The sequence below is a fragment of the Streptomyces sp. NPDC051211 genome, from assembly GCF_040689505.1.
Taxonomy (GTDB): domain Bacteria; phylum Actinomycetota; class Actinomycetes; order Streptomycetales; family Streptomycetaceae; genus Streptomyces.
This window is the reverse complement of the sequence record NZ_JBFBAV010000028.1, coordinates 1-12,522: the sequence shown is the minus strand read 5'-3', so window position 1 is coordinate 12,522 and position 12,522 is coordinate 1. Positions and strand designations below refer to the sequence as shown.

At 73.6% G+C, this 12,522-nt stretch carries 11 protein-coding genes; 4 read left to right on the top strand and 7 right to left on the bottom strand.

Annotation, left to right across the window (positions count from 1 at the left end; genetic code table 11):
- A partial coding sequence (locus tag AB0447_RS24470) for a PHP domain-containing protein (RefSeq protein ID WP_366478947.1) occupies positions 1-243 on the bottom strand: 243 nt, incomplete at its 3' end.
- 214 nt (positions 244-457) lie between these two features.
- Here AB0447_RS24470 and AB0447_RS24465 point away from each other — a divergent pair.
- Positions 458-1,567, top strand: a complete 1,110-nt coding sequence (locus AB0447_RS24465) for a DUF3533 domain-containing protein (protein ID WP_366478875.1) — start codon at positions 458-460, stop codon at positions 1,565-1,567.
- Positions 1,568-1,586: 19 nt separating this feature from the next.
- Here AB0447_RS24465 and AB0447_RS24460 read toward each other — a convergent pair whose 3' ends face one another.
- Positions 1,587-3,236, bottom strand: coding sequence for an amidohydrolase (locus AB0447_RS24460; RefSeq protein ID WP_366478874.1), 1,650 nt, complete (start codon positions 3,234-3,236; stop codon positions 1,587-1,589).
- 38 nt (positions 3,237-3,274) lie between these two features.
- Entirely contained in the window at positions 3,275-4,648 is a 1,374-nt protein-coding gene (locus AB0447_RS24455; RefSeq protein ID WP_366478873.1) for a cytosine permease, read from the bottom strand.
- A 136-nt stretch (positions 4,649-4,784) separates the two neighbouring features.
- Between AB0447_RS24455 and AB0447_RS24450 the strand changes: the two genes are divergently transcribed.
- Together AB0447_RS24450 and AB0447_RS24445 are read left to right on the top strand one after the other, a co-directional pair.
- On the top strand, positions 4,785-5,387 hold the full coding sequence (locus tag AB0447_RS24450; RefSeq protein ID WP_366478872.1) for a TetR/AcrR family transcriptional regulator: 603 nt from the start codon (positions 4,785-4,787) through the stop codon (positions 5,385-5,387).
- 90 nt (positions 5,388-5,477) lie between these two features.
- Positions 5,478-6,344: an alpha/beta hydrolase gene (locus AB0447_RS24445; RefSeq protein WP_366478871.1), complete on the top strand. Its 867-nt coding sequence runs from the start codon at positions 5,478-5,480 to the stop codon at positions 6,342-6,344.
- A gap of 2 nt (positions 6,345-6,346) precedes the next feature.
- Here the strand turns inward: AB0447_RS24445 and AB0447_RS24440 are convergent, their stop codons facing one another.
- The 3 genes from AB0447_RS24440 to AB0447_RS24430 all read right to left on the bottom strand — a co-directional run bounded on the left by AB0447_RS24440 (position 6,347) and on the right by AB0447_RS24430 (position 9,960).
- Complete coding sequence (locus tag AB0447_RS24440; RefSeq protein ID WP_366478870.1) at positions 6,347-7,045, bottom strand: hypothetical protein; 699 nt, start codon at positions 7,043-7,045, stop codon at positions 6,347-6,349.
- 83 nt (positions 7,046-7,128) lie between these two features.
- Positions 7,129-8,019: a S1 family peptidase gene (locus tag AB0447_RS24435; RefSeq protein ID WP_366478869.1), complete on the bottom strand. Its 891-nt coding sequence runs from the start codon at positions 8,017-8,019 to the stop codon at positions 7,129-7,131.
- Positions 8,020-8,658: 639 nt separating this feature from the next.
- Positions 8,659-9,960 carry a DUF5685 family protein gene (locus tag AB0447_RS24430; protein WP_366478868.1) on the bottom strand — a complete coding sequence of 434 codons (1,302 nt, stop codon included), beginning with the start codon at positions 9,958-9,960 and terminating at the stop codon, positions 8,659-8,661.
- Positions 9,961-10,248: 288 nt separating this feature from the next.
- On the opposite strand from AB0447_RS24430, the gene sepF reads away from it, so the two are divergent.
- Positions 10,249-10,695, top strand: coding sequence for a cell division protein SepF (sepF, locus tag AB0447_RS24425; RefSeq protein ID WP_366478867.1), 447 nt, complete (start codon positions 10,249-10,251; stop codon positions 10,693-10,695).
- Between the two features lie 17 nt (positions 10,696-10,712).
- On the opposite strand, the gene AB0447_RS24420 is transcribed toward sepF, so the two are convergent.
- On the bottom strand, positions 10,713-11,879 hold the full coding sequence (locus AB0447_RS24420; protein WP_366478866.1) for an acyl-CoA dehydrogenase family protein: 1,167 nt from the start codon (positions 11,877-11,879) through the stop codon (positions 10,713-10,715).
- Positions 11,880-12,522 lie beyond the last annotated feature (643 nt).

Genomic DNA, 12,522 nt, shown 5'->3' with positions numbered 1-12,522 from the left:
CACCTCGGGGAAAGCCGCGTAGTCGTCCCAGCCCGAGGACCGGTGCCGGCCCGCGCCCGGTCCGCCGGGCGGCGACACGGCCAGGTCCACCCCGAACAGGGGACGGATGCCGGCCTTCGCGCAGGCCTTGGCGAACCGCACCGCGCCCGCGAGGGTGTCGCGGTCGGTGAGCGCGAGGGCGTCCATGCCCCGCTCGGCGGCACGCTCCGCCAGCCGTTCCGGGTGTGAGCCTCCGTAGCGCATGGAGAACCCGGAAACGGTGTGCAGATGCGTAAACCCGGGCACCCGCGCCTCCTGCTTCCCTCGAGTGAACACCTCCCCCGTCTCCACCATAGACCAATTCGAATGTCCGTACGAAACGTTTGTTCGATCCTTCGAGTGACCCGTCCCGCCGCCGTTTCACCCGTTCGGGCACTCCCCTGCTGCGTCCCCCTTCCGGCCCACCGAGCGTGGGGGCATGACCTTCCTCGCCGAGATCAAGGACGCGGTGACCACCCGGGCCGCACTGCTGGTCGTCGGGGTGCTGGCGCTCCAGCTCGCCTTCATCACCTCCTACATCGGCGCCTTCCACCAGCCGAAACCGAGCGAGATCCCGATCGCCGTGGCCGCGCCCGTCGCCCGGCTCACCGAGCAGTCGGTGAGCCGGCTCGGCTCCCTGCCCGGCGATCCGCTCGACCCGCGCGCCGTCCGGGACGAGGCCGCCGCCGTCGAGCAGATCGAGAACCGGGAGGTGGACGGCGCGCTGATCATCGACCCGGCCGGGAACACCGACCGGCTGCTGGTCGCCGGCGGGGCCGGCGCCTCCCTCTCGCAGGCCCTCGGAGAGATCGTCGGCGCGGTCGAGCGGGCCCAGGGCCGTACCGTCACGGTCACCGATGTGGCCCCGGCCGGCCGGGGCGACGCCCGCGGCCTGTCCTCGTTCTACCTGGTCGTCGGCTGGTGCGTGGGCGGCTATCTGTGCGCCGCGATCCTCGCGATCAGTGCCGGGGCCCGGCCCGCGAACTCCGCCCGCGCCGTCATCCGGCTCGCCGCGCTGCTCGCGTACGCCGTGGTGGCCGGGCTGCTCGGCACGGTGATCGCCGGTCCGGTGCTGGGCGCGCTGCCCGGCAGCATCTGGGGCCTGTGGGGGCTCGGCGCCCTGATCGTCTTCGCGGTCGGCGCGATCACCCTGGCCTTCCAGGGCCTCGCCGGGGTGGTCGGCATCGGCCTGGCCATCCTGCTGGTGGTGGTCCTCGGCAACCCGAGCGCCGGCGGCGCCTATCCGTACCCGCTGCTGCCGCCGTTCTGGCGGGCGATCGGCCCGGCCCTGCCGCCGGGCGCGGGCACCTACGCGGCCCGCTCCATCGCCTACTTCAAGGGCAACGGGGCCGGCGGGCCGATGCTGGTGCTGGCCGGCTGGGCGGTGCTCGGTGCCGCCGTCACCCTGGCCTGCGCGGTGGTCCACCGGGGCCGCGCGGGGGCCGCCGTGGGCAGCGGGCTGCCCGGTGACCCGATCGACGACCCGCTCGACGACGACCGGCCGACCGGAGCCGCCGACGGGGCGGCCGACGGAGCGGCTGCCCGGTGAGCACCCCCGGCCCGCGGGGTCAGGCGGCCCGGTGGACCACCTCGCCCGCCACCACCACCGTCTCCGCGACCGTACCCGGGATCTCCTCGGGGGCGACGGCGAGGATGTCCCGGGACAGCACCACGAAGTCCGCGGCCTTGCCCACCGTCAGCGAACCCCGGTCCTGTTCCAGGAAGTTGGCGTAGGCGGAGCCCATGGTGTAGCCGTGCACGGCGGTGGCCACGTCCACCGTCTCGGCCGGCTGCCAGGCCGGTCCGTCCCCGGTCAGCGGGCGGCGGGTGACGGCCGTGTAGATGCCGACCATCGGGTCCATCTCGGCCACGTTCCAGTCGCTGGAGAAGGCCAGCACCGCGCCCGCCTCGTGCAGGCTCCGCATCGGCCAGGCCTTGTGCCAGCGCTCCTCCCCCACGTTCGAAGCCCAGTCCTGCCCCGGCCCGGCGATCTCGGGGGCGCAGTGCCGGGGCTGCATGCAGGCCACCACCCCGAGCTCGGCGAACCGCGGCACGTCGGCCGGGTCCAGGCATTCGACGTGCACCACCTGGTGGCGGGCATCGCGCGGCCCGTTGACGGCGCGGGTGTGCTGCACGGCGTCGAGGACGGTGCGGATGCCCCGGTCCCCAGTGGCGTGCACGAAGCACTGGAAGCCGCGCGCGTCCAGCTTCGCGAGGAGTTCCGCGAACTCCTCGGGCGGGTAGAAGGTGGCGCCCCGGTGCCGGCCGCAGCCGGCGTACGGCTCCAGCAGCGCGGCCGTACGGGGCTCCACCACGTCGTCGATGTACAGCTTGAGCGGGCCGACCCGCAGCCGGTCCCCGGCGAACCGGCGGGCGGTGTCCGCGAACGCGTCGAGGTCGGCGTCGCTCGTCCCGCGCGGGTGGAACAGGGCGGCGACGATCCGGGAGCGCAGCCGCCCCTCGGACCGGGCCCGCTCGAAGAGTTCGAGGTCGTCGAGGGAGTTCTGCGGTTCGACCACGGTGGTGATGCCGTAGCCGATGGCGTCGTCGAGGCTCTTGGCGAGGCGCCGGTACTGCCGTTCCGGCGAGGCCCACGGCACGCCGAGCTCGCGCAGCGCGCGGTGGCCGTCCCGGGAGAGGCCCTTGACCGCGAAGTCCTTGACGAATCCGGTGGGTTCGCCGGTGGCCGGGTCGGTCTCGGCGGTGCCGAAGGGCAGGTCCGTACGGTCGCGGGTGACGCCGAGCCGGTGCAGCGCGGCGGTGTTCAGCCAGGCCGTGTGGACGTCGTACGAGAGCACGATCGCCGGGGTGTCGCCGGTGACCGGGTCGAGGTCGGCGGCGCACGGCATCCGCCCGCCCGGGAGGGCGGAGTAGTCGAAGGCCTCGGCCTCGATCCACTCGGCGTCCGGGTTCGCGGTGCGCCACACCCATATCCGCTCGTGGATCTCCTCCAGGGTGCGCGCGCCGGCCAGTTGCACGCAGGCCTCGTCGGAGCCGAGCCGGACGTGGTTGTGGGCGTCGATGAACCCGGGCAGGACCAGCCGGCCGGCCGCGTGGATCCGCTCGGTGTCCGGCCCGGCCCAGCGCCCGGCCTCGGCGTCCGGGCCGACCCAGACGATCCGGCCGTCGCGCACGGCGAGCGCCTCGGCCTCGGGGAGGTCCGGGTCGACGGTGTGGATCCGGGCTCCGGTGAGCAGCAGGTCGGCGGGAGGGGTCATGGGTGGTGCTCCTGTTGCAGGGGAGGTGGGGCGGGGGGTCAGGCGGCGGGGGCGTAGGCGGTGACCCGCCGGACGAGGGCCCAGTAGGTGAGGCCGGAGACGACCGAGCCCAGCAGGGTGAGGTCGGCGCCGCCGAGCGGGGCCACCAGCGGACCGGTCCACAGTTCGGAGTCGCAGGTCAGGGCGGCGAAGGCGATGCCGGCGAGGAGGGCGGCCACACCGGCCGGGTGGTAGCCGGAGCGGTACCAGTACGCGCCCTCCGGTCCAGCGGCGTGCAGGGCCCGGTCGTCGTACCGGCAGCGGCGCAGCAGCATGTCGGCGAGGAAGACCCCGCCCCAGGGTGCGAACACGATGATCAGCAGGGAGAGGAAGGAGAGCAGCCCGCTGGTGAAGTCGGTGAGGAAGAGGGCGCCGAGCGAGCCGAGGGCGGTGACGGCGGCGCTGACCGCGATGGCCTTGGTGCGGCTCCACGGGATGCCGAGGACCTGCAGGTTCAGGCTGGAGGAGTAGAGCGTGATGATCGAGTTGGTGACGGAGCCGCCGAGGACGAGGGCCAGGAACAGCGGCTGGAACCAGCCGGGCAGCAGGCTTTCGGCGCCGGCGACCGCATCGCTCATGTCGGTCCGGGTGGCGGCGGCGACGCCCGCGATGCCGAGGGCGACGGAGGAGAGGAAGCCGCCGAGGGCGCCGTACCAGGTGAGGGAGCGGAGGGAGGTGGTGCGGGGCAGGTAGCGGGTGTAGTCGGCGGGCATCGGCAGGTACGAGAACGGCGCGGCCAGCATGATGACGAAGGCCAGGCTCCAGCCGGACAGACCGGGGGCGGCGGTCGCGGGGGCGGAGGTGTCGGTGCCGGGCAGGACGAAGGCGAGCAGGCCGGCGAAGCCGGCGGCGAGCGCGTACGCCATCCAGCGTTCGGCGAACTGGACGGTGGCGTGGCCCCACATGGCCACGGCGAAGGTCAGCGCGAGGGTGATGAAGAGGGCGACGGCCCGGCCGAAGGTGCCGTCGGGCAGCCCGAGTTCGGCGAAGAACACTTCGAGGGCGAGGGTGCCGACCACGGTGTTGACGACGGTGTAGCCGATGCCGACCACCCAGTTGAGGACGCCGGCGGGGAGGTTTCCGCGGACGCCGAAGGCGGCGCGGGAGATGACGAGGGTGGCGGTGCCGGTGCGGACGCCGGACAGGCCGGCGGCGCTGATCGCGAAGAAGGCCAGTCCGCTGATCACGACCACGGCGGTGGCCTGCCAGAAGGTGAGCCCGAAGGCCACGGCGAGGGCGCCGTTGATCACGTAGGTGAAGGTGAGGTTGGAGCCGAACCAGAGCCAGAAGAGGTCCTTGGCGCTGCCGTGCCGCTCACCGTCCGGGATGGGGTCGATGCCGCGTGTCTCGACCCTGAACACCTCGTCGCTCATCTACACACCCTGACCTTGAATATCTTGAATGGCGTTCTAACTTCTTGAATGGCATTCAAGATGGAGGGTGGACCTCGCCCCCGTCAAGACCCTGTCCGGGATAAGGTCGCCCCACGAAGATCGAAGGGCGGAGGCAGTGGCGGGAGCGGCACGGCGGCGCGACGGGCAGATCGCCCAGGAGCGGATGCTGGAAGAGGCCATGGCGGCGATCGCCGAGGACGGTCTGGCGGCGCTGACCATGTCCAAGCTGGCCGAGCGGCTCGGCACCAGCGGCGGCCACATCCTGTACTACTTCGGCAGCAAGGACCGGCTGCTGCTGGAGGCGCTGCGCTGGAGCGAGCAGCAGCTGACCGCCGAGCGCACGGCGCTGCTGGGCCGCCGGGTCACCGCCACCCGCAAGCTCGAGCTCTTCCTGGAGCTGTACCTGCCGCGCGGCCCGCGCGACCCGCGCTGGACGCTGTGGATCGAGCTGTGGGCGCGTACGGCCTCCAACCAGCCGCTGCGGGCCGCCCAGGAGGAGATCGACGAGGGCTGGCAGCGCGATCTGGAGGCCCTGCTGGCCAAGGGCGTGGCGCAGGGCAGGTTCGCGGAGACGGACGTGCCCGCGCGGGCCTCGGAACTGCTGGCCCTGCTGGACGGGCTGAGCACCCGGGTGGTGCTGGGCCAGCGCGGCGCGGACCGGGCCCGGGCCCTGGAACTGGCCCGCTCGGCCGCCGCCCGGCTGGTCGCACCCGGCTGACCGCCGGGCCGGGGTGCGGAGCCCGGCGGCGCGCCGAATCGCCCCAGCTCGTGAAAGCCTTCACAAGTACGGCTGTGGTTCCATCGGCGCATGCGCATCCAGGTGGCAGCGGCGGACGGCCGCAGGCTGGTGGCCGAGGTCTGGGGAGAGCCGGGCGGCTTTCCCGTCCTGCTGCACCACGGCACCCCCGGGAGCCGCCTCGGGGCGGCGCTGCGCGATATCACCGACCGTTACCCGGCCTTCCGGTTCTTCGCCTACGACCGGCCCGGCTACGGCGACTCGCAGCGCGCGCCGGAGCGCCGGGTCGCCGGTGCCGCCGCCGACGCGGCCGCCGTCGCGGACGCCCTCGGCGTGGACGCCTTCGCCGTGGTCGGCCGCTCCGGCGGCGGCCCGCACGCCCTCGCCTGCGCGGCCCTGCTCCCGGCCCGGGTGACGGCGGTGGCCGCCCTGGTCAGCCTGGCGCCGCAGGACGCGCCCGGGCTCGACTGGTACGCCGGCATGACCCCGTACAACGTGCAGCACTACGGCCTCGCGGCCCGCGACCCGGCGGCCCTGGAGCGGCAGGTCACCGCCGCCGCCGACGCCGCCCGCCGCGATCCGGGCCGGCTGCTCGAAGACCTGCGCGCCGATCTGTCGGGTCCCGATCTGCCGGTCCTGGCGGACGAGCGGGTCCGCCGGAGCCTCCTGGACAACCACCGCGAGGCGCTCCGGGTGTCCGCGCACGGCTGGGTGGACGACGTACTGGCGTTCACCCGCCCCTGGGGCTTCGACCCCGCCGCCGTGACCTGCCCGGTCCTGCTGTGGCGGGGCGCCGAGGACGCCTTCTCGCCGCTGGGCCACTTCCGCTGGCTGGCCCGGAACATCGCGCACTGTACGGCCGTACTGGAGCCGGGGGCCGGGCACTTCGCCGCGCAGTACGCGCTGTCGGAGGCCCTGGACTGGCTGGAACCCCACTGAGCTCATTCCACGGGCGCGACCACCGCTTCCCGGGCGCCCCGCAGGCAGCGGACGATGCGCTCGTGGGTGTCCCCGACGCTGTCCGTCACCCGGAGGCGCATATGGAGCTCGGCCACCTCGTCGATGAACCGCTTCGAGAAGACGCCCACCGTGACCGTCTCGTACGTACCCGTCGCGACCAGCGGGAAGCCCGGGCCGAAGGCGATGAGCCGGAAGTCGACCGCGGCCTGCAGTCCCGCCGCGGCCAGCCGGTCCCCGACGGTGCCCAGGCTCAGCCACTCCACCTCGGCGTCCGCTGCGGAGGCCGGCACCAGGTGGTAGTCGACCCGCACCAGCGCCACGTTGTGCTGGCCCCCGTTGATGACGCCCACCTCCCAGTCCTTGCCCTGGCCCGGCAGCAGTCCCGCGACGTACTCGGACCGCCAGCCCAGCACGGGCCGGACCGTACGGGCGTACTGGGCCCGGGCCAGGACGGCGCCGACCGAGACGGCCAGCAGGCTGGCCAGGGGCTCCTCGCTCATCAGCTGGAGCCGCCAGGGCCAGTGGGCGCGGGCGGCCTCGGACATGTTCCCGCGCACGACCTCCCAGACCAGGACGGCGGAAAGCACGCACAGCAGCACCAACGGCGCGGTGAACAGCCAGGGGTTGCGCCGGATCCGCCGCTGCGCGTCCGGCAGCGGCCCGGAGGACGTCCTGCTCATGCGCCGCCGCCCCTTCCCTCAATGACGAACCCCCGCCCAGGAGTTGGGGCGGGGGTTCACGATTGTGCCGTAGGGCGGACGGATCAGTACACACTCACTCCGTAGGCGCTGAGCGCCTCCCGGACCGGCTGGAAGAAGGTCGTCCCGCCGGAGGAGCAGTTGCCGCTGCCGCCGGAGGTCAGGCCGACGGCCCGGGTGCCGGAGTACAGCGGGCCGCCGCTGTCCCCGGGCTCGGCGCACACGTTGGTGCGGATCATGCCGTAGACGATGTCGCCGCCGCCGTAGTTGACGGTGGCGTTGAGCCCGGTGACCTGGCCGCTGTGGGTGCCGGTGGTGGAGCCGCGCCGGGTGACGGACAGGCCCACGGTGGCGTCGATGGCGCTGGTGATGTCCTGGCCGCCGACCGTGCCGGGGTGCGAGAGGGAGGTGTTGGCGTAACGGACGAGCCCGTAGTCGTTGCCGGGGAAGCTGGAGCCGACGGTCGGCCCGATGGAGGTGGTGCGGGCCGAGTTGGTGTACCAGGTGCCGGCGCCGTCGGTGCAGTGGCCGGCCGTCAGCACGTAGTACGTGGTGCCGCTGCGGACGTTGAAGCCCGCCGAGCAGCGCCAGCTGCTGGCGTAGATGGCGTCGCCGCCGGACAGCAGCTTGGTGATCTTGCCGGGGGTGCGTTCGATGCGCAGGGCGCCTGCGTCGCGGCCCGCTTCGCGCTTGATCCTGGCGATGTCGGCGTTGGAGACCGTGGAGTCGGCGGTGACCACCAGGGTGCCGGTGGCGGTGTCGGTGTGCCAGGCGGTACCCGCGACGTCGGCGCGCAGCAACGATGCGTCGGCCGAGGCGAGCCGGTCGGCGCTGTAGCCGCCGGCGGGCTGGTCGTCGGCGGTGGCGGTGGTTGCCGGTACGGCGAGCGCGACGACGGCGGCCAGGCCTGCCGCGAACGCGGCCGCCCGGGTGGGGGTGATGCGCTTGATCCTCACTTCTCGTCCTCCCGTGGGGGGTGTGGGGGTTCGGTGAGGCGCAGTCAGGGGCACGGCCGGGCCCGTGGGTAGCGAGACTTGGCCGTGTCCTGACAAGCGCTGCTCGGGAGTGTGCTGTCGGCGGTTACCGGTCGGCAAGGGCGTGTTTCAGCCGCCGCTCGCCCGCCGCGGCATCGAAGGGCAGGGTGTTCCCGGGCGGAGGGAAGGGACGGATGATCCGCGGTGCAGCCCGTCCGCGTTCTCCACCTGTACGGTCCGGTCCTCGCCGTACGGGCGGAAGCGGCCGGGTCAGCGCGTACGTGAAGGGCTCGCCGTCGAGCGTGAGCCCGTCGGCGCCGGTGGCGGTGAGGACGACGCCGCCGTCGTTCTCGCGCCACTGCCCCGGAACGGCCGGAATTCGACCTTCCGTGTAATCGGCGAGCCCGGGGGTCCCCCCCGGACGGAGTCTGGGGGAGGGTGCCGGTCGGGGCGAGGGATCCGCAAGGGGCGGACACCGTGTCCACCCGGTGATCGTGCCGCTGCTTCCAGGCGGCGGCTGCGTCATCGCTCATGCCGCTCAAGATTTCCACACCCGCGCGGGCGGCGCGGGTGCGGTAGGCCGTACGGACCTGAGGAGGACGGCGCGGATCTGAGGGGGGCTCAGCAGCCGTCGCAGGGGCAGCAGCAGCATTCGCCGCAGCCCGGGTTGCAGTCGCAGTTCTGGCAGCAGCCCTCGCGCTTCTTCCGGGACCAGGGGCCCTCGTACTCCTCGGCGCAGCAGATCCGGCAGGTGCAGAAGAGCCCGATCGCGACGGCGCAGCCCGCCCAGAAGCCGCGCCGCTGCGGCTGCTGCGGCGCACCGAAGCCGCCGGGGCCGGGCGGCGGGGGCATTCCCGGCCCGCCGGGTCCGCCGGGGGCACCGCCGCCGTAGGGGTTCTGCCCGTACGGCACACCGCCGTAGGGGTTCGGGTTCTGCCCGTACGCCGGTGTGCCGTACGGCTGGGGGTTCCCGTACGGCTGGGGGTTCCCGTACGGGCCCGCCCCCTGGCCGGCGCCCGGTCCCCCGCCCGGGCCGCCCGCCGAGGCGGTCGCCGCGTGCCCGCAGCTGCTGGTGCCGAACGCCCGGTCCACCGAGGCGCGCAGCTCGTGGACGAGCAGCCGGTGGGCGAGCCCGTCGTCGGCGAACTCGGCGTCGCGCAGGGCCAGCCGGATCCCGTGCAGCGCGTCCTCGCACAGCCGGCGGGCCTCGGTGAGCGGGGTTCCGGTGGCGGTCAGCGGGTTCCAGGCGCCGGCCGCGGCGTCCGCGGCCCGGTCCTCCACCGCGTCCAGCAGGTGTGCGAGCCGCCCGAAGTAGCGGCCGGCCTCGGCGAGGGCGGGGGCGTTGCCTGGACGTCCGGCCAGGGTCGCGGTATGGGCGAAGGCGGCGGCGGTCGCGGTCTCGGTGGGCTCGGTCACCGTCAGCAGGGGCGTGCCGGGGCCGGCCAGGGCCTCGATGCCCGTCTGCCGGTCCACCGCGTCGACGAGGACGGCGGTGTCGAAGCCGAGCGCGGCCCCCGTGCGGGCCCCGGCCCGGTCCCAGCCGCGGGCCACCCTGCGTGCGGCGGCGGCGATCGGGGCCCGGGCCAACAGCCCGTCCCGGTCGGCCACGTGGTCGCGTATCTTCGCCGATGCCAGCACCAGCGAGACGGCCGCCGCGAGCCGGGCGCCCTCGCCGTCGGCCACGGCGGCGGTGCGCATGCCGCGCAGCGGGCAGGGGCCGGCGGTGCGCCGCGTGCCCGTCACCGGTCCGGTCTGAGCTTCCGTCAGAACGGAGACCAGCAGCCCGTCGTAGTTGGTGACGATCCTGGACGCCTGGCCGTGTTCTCCCCGAAGTGCCAGGCAGAGTCCGCAGAGATGGGCCATCCACTCCGCCTTGAACCGGTCGCCGAGCCGGTGGGTGCATGGTCTGACGATGCCGAACAAAGTGGTGCCCCCGGTGTGTCATCTACGTGCGTGCGGGGCATCGTATCCAGCCACGGCCTTCACCCGTACGTCCCCTGCGGCCACCCGGACGGAGGCAGTGGTCGTATTTTCACTCAGACAGCAGCGGTAGCTCCCGAGAACCTTGAGCGTGGACCGGATGTTCTGCACCAGTACCGTCACGAAAGCCCTGCGCGGCGGCTATCCACTTGGCGCGTTGTCAGCATCATGGACGACCATAGGGATTGCGGAGATGAAGACAGACGACAGCCGCGGTGAAAGGAGGCGTCCATGGGTTCGGTGCGCAAGGCGAGTGCCTGGCTGGGTCTCGTAGAGGACAGCGACGACGAGCGTTACTACGACGACGAGTACGCGGAGGCACCGCAGGGTCCGCACGCCGGCGACCAGTGGGTCACCGACCCCCGGGTGAAGGTGGCGTCGGAATCCGCCGTCGACCAGGGCCGGCGGATCGCCACGGTCACTCCGGACGGGTTCCGTGACGCGCGGGGCATCGGCGAACTGTTCCGCGAGGGCGTTCCGGTGATCGTGAACCTGTCCTCGATGGACCCGTCCGACGCGAAGCGCGTGGTCGACTTCGCGGCCGGCCTGACCTTCGGCCTGCGCGGCTCGATCGAGCGGGTGGCGACCAGGGTCTTCCTGCTGACCCCGGCCGACACCCAGATCGTGAACGGCGAGGCGGGCGGCCGCGCCGCCGACGGCTTCTTCAACCAGAGCTGAGCAAGGCCCTCACCGGCCTACCGGAAGGCATCCAGCCCGGTGAGCGCCTTGCCCAGCACCAGTTGGTGCATCTCGACGGTGCCCTCGTAGGTGAGGACCGATTCGAGGTTGGTCGCGTGCCGCATGACGGGGTATTCGAGGCTGATCCCGTTCGCGCCGAGGATCGTGCGCGCGGTGCGGCAGATCTCGATGGCCTCGCGGACGTTGTTGAGCTTGCCGAAGCTGATCTGCTCCGGCCGCAGGGAACCGGCGTCCATCCGCCGCCCCAGGTGGTGGGCGAGCAGGATCCCCTTGTGCAGCTCCAGCGCCATGTCGGCGAGCTTGGCCTGGGTGAGCTGGAAGCCGCCGATCGGCTTCCCGAACTGCTCCCGCGTCCGCGCGTAGTCGAGCGCGGCCTCGAAACTGGCGCGCGCCGCACCCATCGAACCCCAGACGATCCCGTACCGGGCGTGACTGAGACAGCCGAGCGGGCCCTTCAGCCCGGTGACCCCCGGCAGCACGGCGTCGGCGGGCAGCCGTACGTCGTCCATCACGAGCTCGCTGGTGACACTGGCCCGCAGGGACCACTTGTGCTTGATCTCCGGCGCCTGGAAGCCGGGGCTGTCGGTGGGGACGGCGAACCCCCTGATCCCCTCGTCGGTCTGCGCCCAGACCACGGCGACGGCGGCCACCGACCCATTGGTGATCCACATCTTGCGCCCGTTGAGCACCCAGTCGCTGCCGTCGCGCTTCGCGTACGTGCGCATGGCGGCGGGGTCGGAGCCGACGTCCGGCTCGGTCAGCCCGAAGCAGCCGATGAGCTCGCCCGCGGCCATGCCGGGCAGCCAGCGCTGCTTCTGCTCCTCGGAGCCGTAGCGGTGGATCGCGTACATGGCGAGCGAGCCCTGTACGGAGACCAGCGAGCGGATCCCGGAGTCCGCGGCCTCCAGCTCCAGGCAGGCCAGCCCGTACTGGACGGCGCTGGCGCCCGCGCAGCCGTACCCCTCGAGGGACATCCCGAGCGCCCCCAGCGCGCCCAGCTCGCGGGCGAGCTCCCGGATGCCGGGCAGCTCTCCGTCTTCGTACCACCCGGCGATGTGCGGCAGCACCCGGTCGGCGGCCCAGCCGCGCACGGTGTCTCGGACGGCGAGGTCTTCGGGGGTGAGGAGCTCGTCGAGACCGAGGGGGTCGGTGGGCACGAACACGGGTTGCCTCCGGCGGAGTCGGGAACCTAGCAGCGCGAGTTTCCCCGCCCCGCCGACGCTAGCCCCCACCCCCCACCAGGTCCAGCCCCGCCCTTCCCCCCGACGAGGCCGGAGCGTCCCGCCCGCCGGCTGGGTCGCCACCGGCAACTCCACCCCGCCGCGCCCACGCGGCTGGGCCGCCGCACAGCGGCACTTCCAGCCCCGCCGGGCACCCTCCCCCGCCGGGCGACGCTCCCAGCTGGGTTGCCGCGCAGCGGCACATCCAGCCCCGCCGGACCCACGCGGCTGGGTTGCCGCCCAGCGGCACTTCCAGCCCCGCCGGGCACCCTCCCCCGCCGGGCGACGCTCCCAGCTGGATTGCCGCGCAGCGGCACATCCAGCCCCGCCGGACCCACGCGGCTGGGCTGCCGCACAGCGACACTTCCAGCCCCGCCCGGCACCCTCCCCCGCCGGGCGACGCTCCCAGCTGGGTTGCCGCGCAGCGGCACTTCCAGCCCCGCCGGGCGACGCTCCCAGCTGGATTGCCGCGCAGCGGCACTTCCAGCCCCGCCGGCGTTTGAGGCGCGGGGGTCCGGGGGCTGGCCCCCGGCAACGGCGCCGCACCCGACAGGCGGCCGCGGCGCGGAGCTATTACCCCCCCCCC

What these genes read in the sequence shown, in the direction of transcription:
- AB0447_RS24465 (WP_366478875.1), top strand. Translation starts at nt 458, where the DNA reads ATGACCTTCCTCGCCGAGATCAAGGACGCGGTGACCACCCGGGCCGCA.
- AB0447_RS24460 (WP_366478874.1), bottom strand. Translation starts at nt 3,236, where the DNA reads ATGACCCCTCCCGCCGACCTGCTGCTCACCGGAGCCCGGATCCACACC.
- AB0447_RS24455 (WP_366478873.1), bottom strand. Translation starts at nt 4,648, where the DNA reads ATGAGCGACGAGGTGTTCAGGGTCGAGACACGCGGCATCGACCCCATC.
- AB0447_RS24445 (WP_366478871.1), top strand. Translation starts at nt 5,478, where the DNA reads ATGCGCATCCAGGTGGCAGCGGCGGACGGCCGCAGGCTGGTGGCCGAG.
- AB0447_RS24440 (WP_366478870.1), bottom strand. Translation starts at nt 7,045, where the DNA reads ATGAGCAGGACGTCCTCCGGGCCGCTGCCGGACGCGCAGCGGCGGATC.
- sepF (WP_366478867.1), top strand. Translation starts at nt 10,249, where the DNA reads ATGGGTTCGGTGCGCAAGGCGAGTGCCTGGCTGGGTCTCGTAGAGGAC.